The organism is Shimia sp. R11_0 (assembly GCF_017744035.1).
In the GTDB taxonomy this organism is placed as follows: Bacteria; Pseudomonadota; Alphaproteobacteria; order Rhodobacterales; family Rhodobacteraceae; genus Shimia; species Shimia marina.
On record NZ_JAGHQY010000001.1, the window covers coordinates 104,212 to 121,292 of the forward strand.

The following is a 17,081-nucleotide window of genomic DNA, read 5'->3' on the forward strand; positions in this document are numbered from 1 at the left end:
GAAAATCAAATGGCGTTTTGATGTCGGGAAATGGTTAACAAACAAAAAACAGACAAGCATAGGTACGAAAATCTATACCAAAGATACACCTAAAGTTGTCATTTCGTGTCGGGCAGCGGACAAAGACCCATCCAGATCTATGCCCCGGCAAAGGGCTTCCTCAACCTGCACCTCAAACCCCAAGCGGGCCGCATCCTGCGCCGAGTAGTTCACACAGAAATCGGTGGCAAGCCCGACCAATGTCAGCTTGGAAACCTGCCGGCTGCGCAGATAGCCCTCAAGGCCGGTCGCTGTGCTGCGGTCATTTTCAAAAAACGCAGAGTAGCTGTCGATTTCAGGGGTCATACCTTTGCGGATGATGAGATCTGCCCGATCCGTGCTGAGTGCCGCATGAAAGGCCGCGCCTTCGCTGCCCTGAACGCAATGATCCGGCCAGAGCACCTGAGGCCCATAAGGCATGTCGATCAATTCATAAGGGGTCTTGCCTGAATGGCTGCTGGCAAAAGAGCTGTGTCCGGCGGGGTGCCAATCCTGTGTCAGGACCACGGTGTCAAAATCCGCCATCCGGGCGTTGATGCCCGCGACAATCTGATCGCCATCGGGGACGGCGAGCGCCCCTCCGGGACAAAAATCATTCTGAACATCGATCACGATCAGGGCTTGTGTCATGGTGCTCTCCCTTTGCACCGCGCCAAGATGAGCAAGACAGGGGCACAGGTCAATGCTTGTGACCTCTTTGGGGCCGAAAGGCTTGGCCTATGCCCAAAATCGTGAACCGCGCGGCTATGGATTATTCTGCCGCCAGTCCCTTTTTGCGCGGTGCACCAATGGCGGCAATTTGTGCCACCACGGTTTGGAGACGCCCCTGAAAGGCGGCAAAATCCGAATGCGGCGTGATCAGCGCCTCATCCATATAAAGAGATCGGTCGATCTCAATTTGAATGGCATGTTGGCGCCGCTGCGGTCGACCGTAGTGCTGTGTCACATAGGCCCCAGCAAAAGGAGAGTTGCGCGACACCACAAAACCGGCCTGCTGAAAGGCGGCTTCGATCTGATCCACAATCTCCACGTCGGCGGCGGCGCCAAAGCGATCCCCCAGCACAATCTCCGGACGCTGCCCGCCGCGGCGTGAGACCCCTTCGACCGCTTCACGGGGCATGGAATGGCAATCAATCAGGATGGCCTCGCCAAAGCTGTCCTGCGCCGCCTTGAGCAACTCTGCCAATGCGGTGTGATAGGGACGCCAGTAGGTGGCGATTCGGTGATCCGCTTCCGCACGGGTCATTTTGCCGTGATAAATCGCCCGCCCATTGGCAACGACACGGGGAATCACCCCAAGGCCAGAGGCCACGCGGGGGTTATGCCCAACTTTACGCACTCCCTGAATCAGCGCCGGATCAAGCTCTTCAGCCGACCGGTTCAGATCAAGCAGCGCGCGTGGGGCGCGCGCCATCAGGAAAGGGGCTCCCACAGTCGGTGCGCCTGAAAACAGCTGATCTACAAAGGCATCCTCAGAAGATCGGATCGTGTGAGCGTTCAAAAGCGAGCGCCGGATGAACCATTCGGGGTAATCACAGCCGCTGTGGGGAGAGGCAAAGACCACCGATGTGCGACAGATTTCGGGCGCGATTATTCTGTAGGCGGGTGTTTGCATCGTGTCTCCTGTTCGCACAGAATATTGGCGCAAAAATTACTGTATCAAAAGCCCTTGATCCCCCCCGCGACTCCTTTTATAGAAACCGCCACCGGCGCGGATTTCCGCGCCCCCTTTTATTAGGGGGTCAGACAGATACGTCGGTTCAGGGCGATTAGCTCAGCGGTAGAGCACTTCGTTGACATCGAAGGGGTCACTGGTTCGATCCCAGTATCGCCCACCATGAATTCACCGCCTCTCAGATAGAGAGGTCCCGTAACCCCAGGCGCACCGCAGCGCCGCGAAATGAGGAGAAGACCCATGAAGGTCAAGAACTCGCTCCGCTCGCTCAAGAACCGGCACCGTGATTGCCGCGTTGTGCGCCGCAAGGGCCGCGTTTACGTGATCAACAAGACCCAGCGTCGCTTCAAAGCACGTCAGGGCTAAGTCGCAAGACTTGCATCACAGAGTTGAAGAAGCCGCCTTTTTGGGCGGCTTTTTTGTGTTTACGCACAGGCTGCGCGTTAGGCCTGCTCAGAGATCAGCCGCTTGGCAAGCCCCAACGACAGCATCGCTGCGACACACAGAAACACGGCCGCAAGGCCCCATGCGACAGGTGTCGTATAGGCCTCTGCGACGGCTCCGACCAGGACCAAGCCCAAGGCTGCGCCCAACTGCTGGATCAGCGATTTCAGAGACAACATGGTCGAGCGTTGATCGTCTGTGACGCAGCGATGCAACAGGCTGCTGGCGGGGGTTTCACTGATCCCTAGGAGCACAGAAAACAGGATGAAGACGGTGCCAAAGCCGAAGATATCGCCTTGTAGCGAGAGGGCGATCTGCACACCCGCAAGACAAGCGAAGGTGGCGGCAAGTGTCAGGGCGGGTTGCCGCCCGAAAAGTCGGTTAACGTAAGGAGACAGAGAGGCGCCCAGAGCGATGGAAAAGAAATAGGTGGCGGTTAAAGCACCCACAACGGTGTTTGCATAATCCGCGTCCAGCATCGGCTTCACATGGGTGGGCCAGATCACCTCAACCGGATTGGTCGCCATCAGAAAAAACGCCAGCGCTGCCAGAAGCAGGGAGAGCGTCGGATGTTTCAGCGCCAGCAGGCTGGCCTCTTTAATCACCTTTGGGACATTGGCAAACCCTTTTCTGAGCGCGCCGGGGTGCGAAGGGCGAGGCGTTTCGACAATGGCCAGACTCGTAAAACCAAACACCCCCAGCATCACCAAAAAGCTGGCCGCATAAGACACATCATAGCTGCTGAAGCCCAGCGCCTGCGCCTGCGGGCCCAATACATCTGGCAGAACGCCGCCAAGTATCGCACCGATGGCCAGACCAATGGCATTGGCCCATTGCGCCTTGGCCAGCGCGGGCTGGACATCCACATCGGGCACGATAGCCCTGAAGGTTTCGACAAACCACGCATCAAGTGTGCCGGATCGCAACGCGCGGCCAAAGCCAATGCAGGCAAATGAGAGCCCTAAAACATAAAAGTCGCTGGTGAAGAGAAAGAGCGTGAGCGACATCAAACTGGCCACAACAGCCGTCAGGAAGACGGGTTTGCGCCCAATGCTGTCTGCGAGTCCGCCAAAGGGCAGCTCCAGTGCGAGGGTTGTCACCGAATACACGCCAAAGAGCAGCGAAATTTGCACGAGGTCCATGCCCCGATCCGTCAGGGCCAGAGCCACAACGGCAACCGTCAGCCCCATCGCAAAGCGGTCCAGAAACTGGTGGATCTGAAACAGTCGAATGTGCCGCCGCGCCGGCGCAGGAAGGGTTGAGAAAGAAAACGCGGCCTCTACTGACATGGGTGCATCATTGTTGTTTCTGGCACCCCGCGCAATAGCCCGACTGAGCCGTTGGTGCGGATGATGCGTGTGCGGAAATCAGCTGCGCCATAAGCCCCCAAGAAAAACGCCGCCAACTTTCGTTGACGGCGTTCTTTTTAACTCAATCAGCGGCGGATCAGAGATCCAGCTTTTTGCCTTTGATCGGCGCCCAAAGCTTCTTGTTGGTCAGGTAGAGCAATGTGCTCAGAACCACCAGGAAGAGCACCCCGGTCAGACCGGCCTGCTTGCGGGCCATCATCTTGGGTTCCGCAGCCCACATCAGGAAGGCGGAGACGTCTTCGGCTTCGTGGTGCAGGGAGTTGGAGTGGCCGTCAGCATATTCCACATCCTCACCGTAAAGCGGAGGCGCCATGGAGATCCAGCCACCCGGGAAGGCGGTGTTCTCATAGAAGGTGGTGCCCGCTTCTTCTTTTTCCTCACCGGTGTAACCGGTTAGGATGGAGGCGATATATTCCGGGCCACCCATGCCTTTGACCAGCTGGTTGATGCCGGTGCCGTAAGGGCCGTGGAAACCGGCGCGGGCTTTGGCCATCAGGCTGAGATCCGGCGCGCTTTCCAGACCGCTTTCAGGGAAGTGGTCGGTCACTTTGCGTGGGCGATCCTCGTCCAGTTCTGGATCATAGATCTCAAACTGGGCTGCATAGGCGCGCACCTGATCTTCGGGCAGGTGTGGGCCACCTTCATCCGCCAGCGTGCGCAGAGGCACGTAGCGCATCCCGTGACAGGCCGAGCAGACTTCGGTGTAAACCTGAAGACCGCGTTGCAGCTGGTTCTGGTCAAACTTGCCGAAGGGACCCTCAAAGGAGAAGTCCACATCTTCAATGTGACCTGCGCCACCTGCGGCCAATGCACCGCCTGCTGACAGGGACAGTGCCGTAGCGGCAATAATGCTAAGCTTCTTAAGCATGGCTGTTGTCCTTCTTATTCAGCGGGTTCGGCAGATTTGCCGTAATGGGCATTGAAGTCATCTTCGATGGTGGCCGGTGGCGTCGTTGGTTTTTCAACCACACCAAGGATCGGCAGGATCACCAGGAAGTATGCGAACCAATAGGCGGAGGCGATCAGCGAGATCCAGTCATAGGGGAACTTCGCTTCTTGTGCGCCAACCCACATCAGAACGAGGAAGTCGATCACAAGCACCAGATACCAGACGCGGAACATCGGACGGAAACGACCGGAGCGCACGCGGGAAGTGTCAAGCCATGGCACCAGCGCCATAACGACGATCGCGCCAAACATGGCCAGAACACCGAAGAACTTCGCATCGACGATGCCACCGGTGATCCAGTTGACCAGCATCACAACCCAAACGTCGGCAGTGAAGGCACGCAGGATCGCGTAGAACGGCAGGAAGTACCATTCAGGAACGATGTGCGCCGGTGTCGCCAGCGGGTTGGCTTCGATGTAGTTGTCTGGGTGACCCAGGTAGTTTGGCATGAAGCCAACAACCGCAAAGAAGATGGTGACAACAATCGCCAGACCCACGAGATCCTTGATCACGAAGTAGGGCCAGAATGGCAGGGTGTCTTTCTTGGCTTCTTCTTTGGAGCCGCGACGCACATCCACACCGGTTGGGTTGTTGTTGCCTGTGGTGTGGAACGCCCAGATGTGGACGATCACCAGAGCGGCAATCACAAACGGCAGCAGGTAGTGCAGCGAGAAGAAGCGGTTCAGCGTGGCGTTGTCCACAGCAGGGCCGCCGAGCAGGAAGGTCTGCAGCGTGTCACCCACAAAAGGAATCGCGCCAAACAGGCCGGTGATCACGGTTGCGCCCCAGAAGGACATCTGACCCCAAGGCAGAACGTAGCCCATGAAGCCGGTGGCCATCATCAGGAGGTAGATGATCATGCCCACGATCCATGTGATTTCACGTGGCGCCTTGTAGGAGCCATAGTAAAGACCACGGAAGATGTGGATGTAGACGGCAAAGAAGAACAGCGAGGCGCCGTTCATGTGCATGTAGCGCAGCATGTGCCCGCCGTTCACATCACGCATGATGTGTTCGATGGAGGCAAAGGCCAGATCCACATGGGGCGTGTAGTGCATCACCAGAACAATACCGGTGACGATCTGCAGCGCGAGACAGAAAGCCAGAACAATGCCCCAGATCCACCACCAGTTCAGGTTCTTGGGGGTGGGAATCATCAGGGTGTCATAGAGCAGGCCAATCACAGGCAGGCGGCTCTCGACCCATTTGGTGGCTTTAGAATTGGGTTCGTAATGATCGTGCGGGATTCCCGACATGAGCGCGTTCCTTATCCTAGTACCAGTTCGGTGCCCTCAAAGCGGGCGATCGGAACGTGGAGGTTTTCAGGCGCCGGACCTTTGCGGATACGGCCAGAGGTGTCGTAGTGGGAGCCGTGGCAGGGGCAGAACCAGCCACCGAACTCACCAGCACCATCGCCCAAAGGCACACAACCCAGGTGGGTACAAACACCCATCATCACCAGCCATTCACCGGCCTCGTCCATCGCGCGGTTTTCATCCGCAGCGTCCGAGCCAGGCTTGTTGGCGTTTTGGCTGCCTTGGTCGATGGTCAGATCGTCCAGCGACACCGCGCGGGCATCGTCGATCTCTGCCTGGGTACGGCGGCGGATAAAGACCGGCTTGCCCAGCCATTTGACCGTCAACTGTGTCCCTGGCTCGATGCCAGAGATGTCGACGCGGATCGAAGAGAGCGCCCGCACATCGGCGGATGGGTTCATCTGATTGACCAGCGGCCAAACTGCGGCGCCGGTGGCGACAGCACCTGCGCCGGCTGTGGCGTAGTAGAGAAAATCTCTCCGGGTGCCTTCGTGATCTTCTGCGTGTGACACGAGGTTCCTCCATTAAGCTGCCGGCGAACCGGCCAATGTATAAATAGGCCGCACAAAGCAGCCGTCATCAGCCCGGTATTTAACGAAGGTGTTGCAAACCGTCCAGCGAACATTCGCTTGTCTTGCAGTGTCGCGTCCCTGTGTCGCGCTTGCCACATGAAATTCATCGAGAACCGGTCGATTTCCCCCCTATCGGGGCGGGCCGCGCCCCCCAAAGGGACGCTGTTTCAGCATGTTGCACGCCTTGTAGACCGCTTGTCGCAACTTTGGAGCGCACTGAATGACACCGCAGGCCAGCGCCACGGGCAGCCATCGCGCCACCAAGGAGCATAGGGAGCGACAAAAACCCGGCCGTGACGCGGTGCCCTGCGCCAAACCAACAGAGAGGTAGGCAGCTGATTCGTCTCCTGGAACGTAGCGCCTCATTGTTGAGACAGAATAGTCAGGCGAAACGCATGAGACCTGCCGATATTGCGGACCGCCATAAAAATCCGAGCGCCCCCAAAGGAGCGCTCGGATATTGCGTCGGGCCTTTCACGGCAGCAGAGGCCTCAGTCGCGTGCGATTGTGATTTTTTCCGGCTTGGCCAACCACTCTTTGCCTTTCAACATGGCCTTCCAGTAAATCGGCGGCAACATGGTTTCTTTCAGGAACCAAGCGGCGCGACTCGGCTTCGTACCATCAAGCAGAAAGGCCGGGAAACTTGGCTTCAGCACGCCGCCATAGCCAAATTCCGCCAGCACGATCTTGCCCCGCTCCACCGTCAGCGGGCAGGATCCATAGCCGTCATAAGCGGCGACCGGGGAGCGACCCGCGATATCGGCAACGATGTTGTCCGCCACCGTGGGCGCCTGCTTGCGCGCCGCAGCAGCGGTTTTGGCGTTGGGCGCGTTCATCACATCCCCCAAAGACCAGATATTGTCATAGGTTTTGTGGCGCAGGGTGACCTGATCCACATCCACCCACCCCGCCGAATCTGCCAGCGGTGACACGCGGATAAAATCCGGAGCGACCTGTGGCGGGCAGACATGCATCATGTCAAAATCCACCGTTACCCTATCGGGCGCGGCATCGGGCCTGGCAATCTGGAATGTGGCGGTTTTGGCCTGTCCGTCCACAGCGATCAGGTTGTGGAAGAAGTTCAGCGTGGCGTCATATTTAGCGACATAGGCCTCCAGCGCTGGGACATAGTCTTTCACCCCAAACAACACGCCTCCCGCATTCATGAACTGAATATCGATGTCTTTGAGACGCCCGTTGCGGTGCCAAGCATCCCCGGAAAGATACATGGCTTTCTGTGGTGCACCAGCGCATTTGATGGGCATGGGCGGTTGTGTGAACAGTGCCCGGCCTTCGGTGAGCCCCTGCACCAGTTCCCAGGTGTAGGGCGCAAGATCGTAGCGGTAATTGGAGGTCACCCCGTTGCGCCCCAATGTGTCCTCCAGCCCCTCGACGGCCTCCCAATCCAGTTTCAGACCAGGGCAGACCACAAGACGGCCGTATTTCACCACCCGACAACCATCCAGAATGACCGCATTGTTTTCCGGCTCAAAGGCGGCGACCGCTGATTTAAGCCAATGCACACCCTTAGGGATTAGCGCCGCCATGATTTTTGCGGTGGTCTGCGCCTCAAACACGCCGCCGCCCACCATAGTCCAGCCCGGCTGATAATAGTGGATGTCGGCAGGATCGATCACTGCGATGTCCAGATCTGGCTGACGCGCCTTCAGGCTGGCCGCCACAGAGATGCCCCCGGCACCGGCGCCGACAATCACCACATCAAAGGCAGCATCGCCAGTGTCTGTCGGAGTTTTGCCCCCATTGGCAATCCGGCGGGCGACGCCGGTCATATCGTAACCTGCCGCTTTGGTGGCGGCGAGAATCTCCGGCATGGGCCGTTTTTTGCTTTCATGGAAAGACCATAGGGTCGCCGACCTTGTGCCAGTGCGGCAATAAGCCAGAAGCGGGCGCTGCACCTCTTTTAACGCCTCCCCAAAAGCCGCAACATCGGCATCATGCACCATGCCCGATTTCACAGGCACGTAGCGGGTTTCAAGCCCGGCCTCTCCGGCAGCTTGTTCAATCTCTTCAAAGGAAGGTTGATCGGCCCCCTCCCCGTCTGGACGGTTGCAGATGATCGCGCGAAAGCCCTGTTCGGCGAGCGCAGGCAGATCCTCTGCGGTGATCTGCGCACTGACCGAAAATTTCTCAGAAATCTTCTTGATGTCCATTTGGTGTCCTCCCTTCAAATGGCCTCACTTCCAATGATCCGGGCGGATACGCCCATACGACTTGAGGCGCGGATGGCTCCGCGCCCCATTGATCAGGCCGTTGACTGACCTGATCTTTTAAATTTTTGCTGAGAGGGTCGCCTGTGATCGTCGACCTAGCAGTCGCGGCAGGTTTTGAGCCCGATGATGCGATACAGTGGGCACATGCCGACAAAAGCGGTGAGCGTAAAAATGGCCGCCACGGCCAAAGCCACCCAGAATGCGATGCCCGACAAGATGCCTGCTCCGAGCGCCAAATATGCCAGAACGGCCGCAATCACGATGCGCCCACCACGGTCCAGCGTTCCCATGTTCTTGATCATGTCTGATCTCCTCAAGAATCAACACATGCGTACAATTGCATGCATGTTGAGGAGAGTTTGGTGATATGGTCACCAAACTCGCAGGTTTGTCACCCCAGATGGTCCAGAGCCTAAGCGTGAAACCCGGCAGATTTCACCAATTGCGCCAGCCCGTCGCGGTTGGTGAGGCAGACCTCACCACGGGACTGATCAATCCAACCCCGGCGGTGAAATTCGGCAAGGGTGCGTGAGATGACCTCTCGTGCGGTGCCCAATTCCGTGCCCAGAACCGCATGGGTGGCCTGCACCACATTGGCCTCTCCCGCCAGTTCCAGAAGGCGGGCGGCCAGACGCACATCCATGCGCTGAAACAGGATGTCGTCTATCAACACAAAAAGATCTGTGATCCGCTTGGAATATGCAGTGAACACAAACTCGCGGAACACGGGCGATTTGGCGACAAGGTCATCAAACGTCTGGCGGGGAATGGCCACCGCGCGCACGTCGGTTTCGGCAAGACCCTCGGCTGTGTGCTCCTCAAAGGCCAGCATATTGGCCGTGGTCAATACGCAGCTTTCCCCTGCGTGCACCCGGTAAAGAAAGACATCCCGGCCCGTCTCGGAGCGTTGCTGTACCTTTACCGTGCCGTCGAGCAAGAGCCAGAGTTTGTCAGCGGTCTGACCCGGCGCAAAAATCTGCGTTCCCGCCGGAACAGAGACAATTTCGCTGCCCTTTTCCAAGGCAATGCGGATCTCTTCTGGCAATCGGCTCAAACCTTTGAACTGTGTGATCCACTTCTCTTCCATGGGGTGTGTCCTGCAATAGTCCGGAGGAAAGGCTCCGCGCGCCTACAATCATAACCGGGGACGCCGGGGCGTTTACAGCGCTTTGCCGCAGATGCGCCAGATTGCCCCATAGGGAGACACGCGCCCACCATGGCCCGGTCTTTTTCCAGCGATAGGAAGCATGCGCCGATGCCTGAGCGACACAAAAAACGTGCCGCTCAGGCCTCTGCAGGGGGGGTCAGCCTGCGGAAGACATATCCTCATCGCCGTCCTCTGTGAGAGCCCTGTCACGCTGCATTTCCAGCCACATGGCGTTCATCACAGCAAAGATGGCGGCCAGTGGAAGGCCAAGAATCCAAGCAAAATACCACATATCCGTTTCTCCTTAGTAGACGCTGTGAGAATTGGCGCGCACCTCTTCCTCGGTCACCTTGCCCCAGAGGACTTTGTAGACCCAGGCCGTATAGGCGAGGATGAGGGGCATGAAGATCACCGTACAGATGAGCATGATGAAGAGAGTCATATGCGAGGACGAACTGTCCCAGACGGTGAGCGAGCTGTTGGGATCCACGGTGGACGGCAAAATGAAGGGGAACATGGTGAGCCCCACCGAGGAGACCACGCCGGTGATGCCCAATTTGGAGAACAGCAGCGCAGAAACTTCGCCACCCCGGTTGAGGCCACGAATGGCCAACCCCATGCCAAGAAATCCCATCACGGGGGCCACGGCAATCCATGGACGCTCCGCATAAGCCGTCAGCCATGACGCACTGCGACTGACTTCGGAATACAGCGGATTGGACGGCCCATCCGTGACCACCTCACCCACAAAGGCATAGCCATCGATGCCATAGGCCAGCCATAGGCCAGCGAGCGCATAGGCGCCCATGGCGGTCAGGCCCGCATAGGTGCCGATGCGGCGCGCGCGCTCGGCAATCACCCCTTCGGTTTTCACACAGAGCCACGCGGCCCCATGCATCAGGAGCATGCCAAAGGACACCACGCCAGCCACCAAGGCAAAGGGGCGCAACAGGCCGATGAATTTGGTGACAAAGCTGCCCTCATAAAACGGCATGAGCATGTCATTGAAGTAGAACGGCACGCCCAGCAGGACATTGCCCACCGCCACCCCAAAGAGCAGCGCAGGCACCGCGCCGCCCGCAAAAAGCGCCCAATCCCAGCTGCTGCGCCAGCGTGTCTCCTCACGCTTTGATCGATATTTAAAGGCCACCGGCCGCACAATAAAGGCCGCCAGCACCACAAACATGGCGAGATAAAAGCCTGAGAAGCTGACCGCGTAGAGCGGCGGCCATGCTGCAAAGATGGCACCGCCCCCAAGAATAAACCAGACTTGGTTTCCCTCCCAGACCGGACCAACGGTGTTGATCACCACCCGCCGCTCCAGATCCGTTTTGGCCACGAAGGGCAGAAGCGCGCCCACCCCCATGTCAAAGCCATCCGTCAGAGCGAAGCCGGTGAGCAGCACCCCGAGCAGGAGCCACCAGATCACACGCAGGATTTCGTAATCGACAAGTTCAAACAGGATCATCAGACTTACTCCGCAGGAGTTGCATTGGGAGGAGTGTCCAGCGCAGAGGCCGCGCTGGCACCGGCCGGAGCAAAGGGGCCACGCCCATCATGCGTGCGCAGGCGGTGTTCATGGCGGGCCTGCCAGGCTTCGGTTTCTGCCACATCGAGATAGGGCCCCTTGCGGATGTATTTCAGCATCAGACCCATCTCGATGATGAAGAGCACGGTATAAAAGGCGATAAAGCCAGTCAGCGTGATCAAGAGATCCGCCACGCTCAGATGGCTGGCCGACATGGCCGTGGGCAAGATGCCCTCCACGGTCCAGGGCTGACGGCCATATTCGGCAACAAACCAGCCCATCTCGGCCGCAATCCAGGGCGTTGGAATGATCGCTACCGCCGCCCAGAGCGCCCAGCGTGGATAGCTTTGGCCTTTGAAGCTTGACCGATAAAAGAAGAACCCCATGACCGCGATAAACATCACCCCAAGGCCAACCATGATGCGGAAAGCCCAGAACAGCGGCCAGACGGTTGGCACTGTGTCCCAGGCCGCCTTCACAATCTGAGCGTCTGTCGCCTCGCGCGGATCATCGAGATAGCGCAACAAAAGGAAGCCATAGCCCAGATCCTCTTTGGTTTCTTCAAAGACTGTGCGGGCCACCTCCGGGGTGTTTTCGCGCTCTGCCTGAATGGTCATCAAAGCGTCATAGGCGATGATCCCACGCCGGATGTTTTCTTCCGACTGGGCCACCAGTTCATTGATGCCCGGAATCTCTTCCGTCAGAGAGCGGGTGCCGATCAGCCCCATCACCCACGGGATTTCCACGGCAAAATGGGTTTCACGCGCCTCCTGATCCGGGAAGCCGACGACCGTGAAGGGCGCAGGCGCATCATGGGTTTCCCACATAGCCTCAATCGCAGCCAGTTTCATGCGCTGCGTGTGGCTGGCGGCATAGCCGCTTTCGTCCCCCAGAAGCACAACCGACAGCGAGGCGGCGAGACCAAAGGAGGCCGCAATGGTGATGGACCGTTTGGCCAATTCGATGTGGCGTCCTTTGAGCAGGTACCACGCGGAAACCCCGAGCACGAAGAAAGAGGCTGTGACATAGCCTGCGGAGACGGTGTGAACAAATTTAGCCTGCGCCACTTCGTTGAAGAGCACATCAAAGAAGGAGGTCATCTCCATGCGCATGGTATCTGGGTTGAATTCGGCCCCAACCGGATGCTGCATCCAGCCATTGGCGATCAAAATCCAGAGTGCAGAGAAGTTGGAGCCAATCGCCACGAGCCAGGCAACCACGAGGTGCTGAAGCCGGGTCAGCTTGTCCCAGCCAAAGAAGAACAGCCCCACAAAGGTTGCTTCAAGGAAAAAGGCCATCAGCCCTTCAATGGCCAAAGGCGCCCCGAAAATGTCGCCGACATAGTGGCTGTAGTAGGCCCAGTTCATCCCGAACTGAAACTCCATGGTGATGCCGGTGGCGACACCCAGCACAAAGTTGATGCCAAAAAGCGTGCCCCAGAATTTGGTCATCTGCCGCCATATGGGGCGGCCCGTCATCACATAGACGGTCTCCATAATGGCAACGATGATCGACAGACCGAGGGTCAGTGGCACGAATAGAAAATGGTACATGGCTGTCATCGCGAATTGCAGGCGCGACAGTTCGACGACATCTAGCTCCATCCTAAGACTCCTTAAGAATGTGCGGCGTCCGGCAAGGTCAGTTCCGGCCTGAGTCGGGCTCCACGATAAATGATGCTTTGCTAATATACTTTTGCAACAAATGCAGTCGGTGACATCATCACCAAGTCAGCATGAAAGTCCAACCCGCCTTGTGAAGACCGGATGCTGCGCACCACTGTGCATGACGGCAATGATCAACGCCTCCGGCACCGCCGCCCTCACCCCATAAAGCACCGCCTCAGCCGTGGCCGCATCCAAACCTTCCGTGGGTTCATCAAGGAGAAGGATATCACTTTTAATCAATATGTTACGCGCAATCGCCAGTCGCTTTGACTGTCCTCCGGAAAGGCCAGCGCCACCTTCTCCGAGCGTGGTATCCAGCCCGTCACGCTGCCGCAGATCTTCGGCCAGCGCCACCTGATCCAACGCCTGCCACAGCTCTGCATCGCTAAAGGATCCGCTGAGTGACAAGTTGTCACGGACAGTTCCCGCCACCAATGCACAGCGTTGCGGCAACATGGAAACCATCGCGCGCAGGCTGTCTTCTGCGTAACCCACCGGTGGCCTGCCGTGCACTTTCACAGATGTGCCGGTCTGCAGCCCTGCGATCTCCATGAGCAGCATTGTTTTGCCCACACCGGAAGGCCCCGACAGCGCGACGGCCTCTCCCGCGTGGAAATCGGCCCGCAGCTTAGGATGGTGGATGGACAGGAGCGGTCCGGTCCCCAGTGTCTGGCAAGAGGCCACATCCGATGTCTGAGCGCCCGTTGGGGAGCGAACGGATTGCAATTGTGGCGCAAGACGTTCTGCGGCGCTTTGAACGCGACCCAGATCAGACACGCCCCGGCGCAGCTGTAACAAGGCCTCAGCCAGGGCGAGCGCCACAAACAGCCCGATCACCGCGCTGGCAGCATCAATGGCCCCCTGATCCAGCAAAACCGCCCCAGCCACAAAAGCCGCCATGGCCGCAGTTGCCACAAGCAGGGAAATCCAAAATCCCGCCCCGCGCTCTGCCCGGTCCAGATCGGCGGCTTTGGCGCGGGCCTCCTGATCCAGACGGTGCAAGCCCGCCTCTTTGCGGGGCAAGGTGGCAGAGAGAATAAGCGCGTCGCGGTCCCGGATCATGTCAATTGCACCCCGCCGCAGGCGTTGCTCCACCTCTTCAAGCCTGCGGGACGGCGCCACTGTCGCATGCCCCAGACGCAGCAGGATCGCACCGCCCGCCACAAGATAGAGCCCCAAGATGCTGAGCGCGACAGACCAGCCCACAAGCCAAGAAAGGACACCAAAAACAAGGATATGGGTGACCAGCACCGCCACAATCGGCAGCACAAGACGCAGGATCACCCCATCCAGCGCATCCACATCGGCAATGATCCGGGTGAGCGCGCCTTCGCTGCGCAGATTGGCAAGTGCACGGGCATTGCTGCGCGCATAGCTGCGCAAGAGCTCCACCCGAAACGCAGCCAGCGCCCGTAGCGTGGCGTCATGGGTCAGCAGGCGCTCGCCATAACGCGCAGCCGCCCGACCCAACGCAAGAAACCGCACTCCGGCAGAGGGGCGAAACACATCAAAGGCAATGCCCATACCAGCCAGCCCCGCAAGCCCGGTGGCGGTGATGAACCAGCCCGACAATCCCAACAGGCTGACGCCCATCAGAAGAACAGCAATCGACAAGAGCGCCCCGCGCCCCATGGCCCGGCGATCGGCCTGCACAAGCAGCCTTGCGATTTGCAGGATATGTCTCATGCCATCACCTCAACATGGGTGTCCATGGCGGCGATCAGACGCGGATCATGGGTGGCGATGAGCAGCGTACCACCTGCGGTCCGGAATGCCAGAAGTGCTGCAATGATCGTGTCTGCGGTTGCCTCATCAAGATCTGCGGTCGGCTCATCCGCCAGCAGGAGGGATGCGCCACTCAGCAGGGCCCGCGCCAAAAGCAGACGCCGCGCCTCCCCGCCGGAAACACCGCCGCCCGTTTCCCCGAGGCGGCTGTGCAGCCCCTCAGGCAGGCGGCGTACAATTTCGCTGGCCCCTGCCATGGTCAAAGCCGCGCTGGGGTCTGTACCAATGGCTTTCGGATCCAGCCACTCCGCCAGAGTTTCATCTGCAAAATGTGGCTTTTGCGGCACCACGGCCAGCCCAGCGCGCCAAGCATCGGCGGTATCCTCTGTCAGGAGCTGGCCATTGACCAAAATGGTACCCGCGCGCAGCGGGGCCAGCCCGGCGATGGCGGCCAGGGCTGTGGATTTGCCAACTCCGCTGGGCCCGACCAAGGCCAAGCTCTGCCCTTCAGACAGGGTAAAGTCCGGTATGCGCACATCTTTGCCCGACAGCGCCACAACCGCCCCTTCGGTGCAGAGCGCGAGGGGCCCGGAGAGGGGCTCAGATGGCGCAGCCTGTCCCAGCATGGCCACACGCTCTGCCGCATCCAGCGCATCCAGATCAGCCACAACAGCATAGCCTGCCGCACGGTCATGCCAGGCGGCAGCAAGATCTCTCAGGGGCTGAAAAAACTCTGGTGCGATCAATAGGAGAAACAGGCCTTCGCCCAATGTCAGCCCGTCGCTCCAAGCGCCAAAGCCGATCTCCCCCAATAGGGTGAAACCCACAAAGACAGCCACCATCGCCACACCCAGCGCCGCAAACAGCTCCAGCACTGTGGAGGAGAGAAAGGCCACCTTCAGCACCTCCATCGTACGCACGCGCAGGCTGTCGGCACGGGTGGCAAAATCCTGCGCCGCGCGGTCTGTGGCCCCCAGAAGGCGGATGTCGAGCATGGCGGAAAGACGATCCATGACCATGTCGTTCATGGAGGCGATGTCCTGCATCTGCTTTTTGGAGGCCTCTTCTGCCGCCATGCCAACCAGCGCCATAAACACAGGGATCAATGGTCCGGCGATCAGAAGAGTCACCCCCACGGCCCAGGATTGCGAGAAGGCCAGCAGAAGATAGAGAAACGGCAAGGTGGACACGCGCATCATGGCCACGTGGTAGCGGGTGATCCAAGGCTGCATCAGCGGCAGTTTTTGAACCAGAAGGGCCGCAATTTGCGCCGATCCCGCCGAGGTCCGCGCGCGGGCTTCGCGGTCAATCAGATGCGCACGCTCACGGCGGATGGTTGCATTGGCCGCCGCAAAGAGCAGCGCGCCAGAGCGGTGTTCCAGGAACGCCCGCAACAGCGCACAGGCCAAAAAGACACTGGCCACCGTGAGCGCAACCTGCACCGCAGACGCGCCGTCCACCCACTCAGAGACAGCCCATGCGATGGCTGCGGCCTGTATCGGCCACAGGGCGCCCGCCAGAACGGACAGCCATCCCGCAACGGTCAAGGGACGCTTTACAGGGGTAATAATGCGATCTTTTGCGCGTTGCCGGTCATTGCGGGCCGCGCCCTCTGTGTCATGGCTCATCGGAGCGGCGGTATCTCTTGATCAATATTCATGTCTGCCATGCCGCGCCCTGCCTCTGGAGCGGTTTATTTAACCTCGGTGAGCGCCGTGGGCGTGTCCACAACAATGCGTCCCCGTTTCTGGGTGATCCAGCCTTTTGTGGCGAAGGACCGTAATCTGCGTGAGACAACCTCCCGCGCGGTGAGCAGATCTTCGGCAATTTGCCCGTGAGTTGCAATCACTTCTCCGGCGTCTGCGTGAATCAGCAGCCAATCGGCAAGGCGGCTGTCGAGGCTGACAGCGCTTTTGGCAGAGGCGCGGGCAAAAAAGGTGGGCAGACGTTTGGCATGTGTCGCAAAAAGCGCCCGGCGAAACGCCATATCTCCATGCACCAATAGCACAAGACTGTGCGGGGAGAGTTCCAGCCAGGAGGTGACCCCGGTGCATCTTGCCCGCACAGTGATCTCCCGCTCCGACAGGAGCGCGGCCGTCACGGGCATGCAATCCTGCATCACCGCAGCGCGGCATTCTGCCCAGGGCACACCGCGCCCTTTGGTGCGGAAATGCACCGTGAGTTTGCCCTGTGTCACCAGAACAAAGGCGCGAGGATGTCCCTGCCAGCGGAAAGCGACGTCCCCATCCGCGCCGCATTTTTCAATTCCGCCAGCATCCAGCACGGCACGCCGCAGGGACATCCCCTCTCTTGAACGCGCTTGGTCTGTCATATGCGCCTCCATCGCCCGGTTCCTGTGAGCATGGGGAGGTTATGACATGCGCATTGGTGCAACGACGGTGACATGGTCACCATAGG

General features: G+C 59.0%; 16 protein-coding genes and 1 tRNA gene. 2 read left to right on the plus strand and 15 right to left on the minus strand.

Annotated elements, in window-relative coordinates; translation table 11 throughout:
• Positions 1–72: 72 nt before the first annotated feature.
• Together pncA and J7382_RS00420 are read right to left on the minus strand one after the other, a co-directional pair.
• Positions 73–669 (minus strand): bifunctional nicotinamidase/pyrazinamidase, encoded by a 597-nt coding sequence (gene pncA / locus J7382_RS00415; protein ID WP_209066384.1) that lies wholly within the window; start codon positions 667–669, stop codon positions 73–75.
• Positions 670–790: 121 nt separating this feature from the next.
• Positions 791–1,654 (minus strand): N-formylglutamate amidohydrolase, encoded by an 864-nt coding sequence (locus J7382_RS00420; protein ID WP_209066385.1) that lies wholly within the window; start codon positions 1,652–1,654, stop codon positions 791–793.
• 148 nt (positions 1,655–1,802) lie between these two features.
• Here J7382_RS00420 and J7382_RS00425 point away from each other — a divergent pair.
• Positions 1,803–1,877 (plus strand) — tRNA-Val (locus tag J7382_RS00425).
• A 77-nt stretch (positions 1,878–1,954) separates the two neighbouring features.
• Entirely contained in the window at positions 1,955–2,080 is a 126-nt protein-coding gene (gene ykgO / locus J7382_RS00430) for a type B 50S ribosomal protein L36 (protein WP_008562923.1), read from the plus strand.
• 77 nt (positions 2,081–2,157) lie between these two features.
• On the opposite strand, the gene J7382_RS00435 is transcribed toward ykgO, so the two are convergent.
• From J7382_RS00435 to J7382_RS00495, 13 genes are all read right to left on the minus strand, one after another.
• Positions 2,158–3,447 carry an MFS transporter gene (locus J7382_RS00435; RefSeq protein WP_209066386.1) on the minus strand — a complete coding sequence of 430 codons (1,290 nt, stop codon included), beginning with the start codon at positions 3,445–3,447 and terminating at the stop codon, positions 2,158–2,160.
• Positions 3,448–3,604: 157 nt separating this feature from the next.
• The gene (locus J7382_RS00440; protein WP_209066387.1) at positions 3,605–4,396 is read right to left on the minus strand and encodes a cytochrome c1; all 792 of its coding nucleotides are present in this window, start codon (positions 4,394–4,396) and stop codon (positions 3,605–3,607) included.
• Between the two features lie 14 nt (positions 4,397–4,410).
• Positions 4,411–5,733, minus strand: coding sequence for a cytochrome b (petB, locus tag J7382_RS00445; protein ID WP_209066388.1), 1,323 nt, complete (start codon positions 5,731–5,733; stop codon positions 4,411–4,413).
• Between the two features lie 11 nt (positions 5,734–5,744).
• The gene (gene petA / locus J7382_RS00450; protein ID WP_209066389.1) at positions 5,745–6,305 is read right to left on the minus strand and encodes a ubiquinol-cytochrome c reductase iron-sulfur subunit; all 561 of its coding nucleotides are present in this window, start codon (positions 6,303–6,305) and stop codon (positions 5,745–5,747) included.
• Between the two features lie 551 nt (positions 6,306–6,856).
• Entirely contained in the window at positions 6,857–8,536 is a 1,680-nt protein-coding gene (locus tag J7382_RS00455) for a bifunctional protein tyrosine phosphatase family protein/NAD(P)/FAD-dependent oxidoreductase (RefSeq protein ID WP_209066390.1), read from the minus strand.
• A gap of 155 nt (positions 8,537–8,691) precedes the next feature.
• The gene (locus J7382_RS00460) at positions 8,692–8,898 is read right to left on the minus strand and encodes a DUF2892 domain-containing protein (RefSeq protein ID WP_209066391.1); all 207 of its coding nucleotides are present in this window, start codon (positions 8,896–8,898) and stop codon (positions 8,692–8,694) included.
• 110 nt (positions 8,899–9,008) lie between these two features.
• Positions 9,009–9,683 carry a Crp/Fnr family transcriptional regulator gene (locus J7382_RS00465; RefSeq protein ID WP_209066392.1) on the minus strand — a complete coding sequence of 225 codons (675 nt, stop codon included), beginning with the start codon at positions 9,681–9,683 and terminating at the stop codon, positions 9,009–9,011.
• 217 nt (positions 9,684–9,900) lie between these two features.
• Entirely contained in the window at positions 9,901–10,035 is a 135-nt protein-coding gene (gene cydX / locus J7382_RS00470) for a cytochrome bd-I oxidase subunit CydX (RefSeq protein WP_058238899.1), read from the minus strand.
• Between the two features lie 12 nt (positions 10,036–10,047).
• Complete coding sequence (gene cydB, locus J7382_RS00475; protein WP_209066393.1) at positions 10,048–11,211, minus strand: cytochrome d ubiquinol oxidase subunit II; 1,164 nt, start codon at positions 11,209–11,211, stop codon at positions 10,048–10,050.
• Between the two features lie 5 nt (positions 11,212–11,216).
• A complete protein-coding gene (locus J7382_RS00480) occupies positions 11,217–12,875 on the minus strand; it encodes a cytochrome ubiquinol oxidase subunit I (protein ID WP_209066394.1) in 1,659 nt (552 codons plus the stop codon).
• 126 nt (positions 12,876–13,001) lie between these two features.
• Positions 13,002–14,624, minus strand: coding sequence for an ATP-binding cassette domain-containing protein (locus J7382_RS00485; RefSeq protein WP_209066395.1), 1,623 nt, complete (start codon positions 14,622–14,624; stop codon positions 13,002–13,004).
• Positions 14,621–16,291, minus strand: coding sequence for an ATP-binding cassette domain-containing protein (locus J7382_RS00490; RefSeq protein WP_209066396.1), 1,671 nt, complete (start codon positions 16,289–16,291; stop codon positions 14,621–14,623). The genes J7382_RS00485 and J7382_RS00490 overlap by 4 nt, the downstream gene beginning before the upstream one ends.
• Before the next feature lie 65 nt (positions 16,292–16,356).
• Positions 16,357–16,995 (minus strand): helix-turn-helix domain-containing protein, encoded by a 639-nt coding sequence (locus J7382_RS00495; protein WP_158500668.1) that lies wholly within the window; start codon positions 16,993–16,995, stop codon positions 16,357–16,359.
• Positions 16,996–17,081: the final 86 nt, after the last annotated feature.

What these genes read in the sequence shown, in the direction of transcription:
- J7382_RS00420 (WP_209066385.1), bottom strand. Translation starts at nt 1,654, where the DNA reads ATGCAAACACCCGCCTACAGAATAATCGCGCCCGAAATCTGTCGCACA.
- J7382_RS00440 (WP_209066387.1), bottom strand. Translation starts at nt 4,396, where the DNA reads ATGCTTAAGAAGCTTAGCATTATTGCCGCTACGGCACTGTCCCTGTCA.
- cydX (WP_058238899.1), bottom strand. Translation starts at nt 10,035, where the DNA reads ATGTGGTATTTTGCTTGGATTCTTGGCCTTCCACTGGCCGCCATCTTT.
- J7382_RS00490 (WP_209066396.1), bottom strand. Translation starts at nt 16,291, where the DNA reads ATGAGCCATGACACAGAGGGCGCGGCCCGCAATGACCGGCAACGCGCA.
- J7382_RS00485 (WP_209066395.1), bottom strand. Translation starts at nt 14,624, where the DNA reads ATGAGACATATCCTGCAAATCGCAAGGCTGCTTGTGCAGGCCGATCGC.
- J7382_RS00495 (WP_158500668.1), bottom strand. Translation starts at nt 16,995, where the DNA reads ATGACAGACCAAGCGCGTTCAAGAGAGGGGATGTCCCTGCGGCGTGCC.
- J7382_RS00480 (WP_209066394.1), bottom strand. Translation starts at nt 12,875, where the DNA reads ATGGAGCTAGATGTCGTCGAACTGTCGCGCCTGCAATTCGCGATGACA.
- J7382_RS00460 (WP_209066391.1), bottom strand. Translation starts at nt 8,898, where the DNA reads ATGATCAAGAACATGGGAACGCTGGACCGTGGTGGGCGCATCGTGATT.
- pncA (WP_209066384.1), bottom strand. Translation starts at nt 669, where the DNA reads ATGACACAAGCCCTGATCGTGATCGATGTTCAGAATGATTTTTGTCCC.
- J7382_RS00435 (WP_209066386.1), bottom strand. Translation starts at nt 3,447, where the DNA reads ATGTCAGTAGAGGCCGCGTTTTCTTTCTCAACCCTTCCTGCGCCGGCG.
- petB (WP_209066388.1), bottom strand. Translation starts at nt 5,733, where the DNA reads ATGTCGGGAATCCCGCACGATCATTACGAACCCAATTCTAAAGCCACC.
- J7382_RS00455 (WP_209066390.1), bottom strand. Translation starts at nt 8,536, where the DNA reads ATGGACATCAAGAAGATTTCTGAGAAATTTTCGGTCAGTGCGCAGATC.
- J7382_RS00465 (WP_209066392.1), bottom strand. Translation starts at nt 9,683, where the DNA reads ATGGAAGAGAAGTGGATCACACAGTTCAAAGGTTTGAGCCGATTGCCA.
- cydB (WP_209066393.1), bottom strand. Translation starts at nt 11,211, where the DNA reads ATGATCCTGTTTGAACTTGTCGATTACGAAATCCTGCGTGTGATCTGG.
- ykgO (WP_008562923.1), top strand. Translation starts at nt 1,955, where the DNA reads ATGAAGGTCAAGAACTCGCTCCGCTCGCTCAAGAACCGGCACCGTGAT.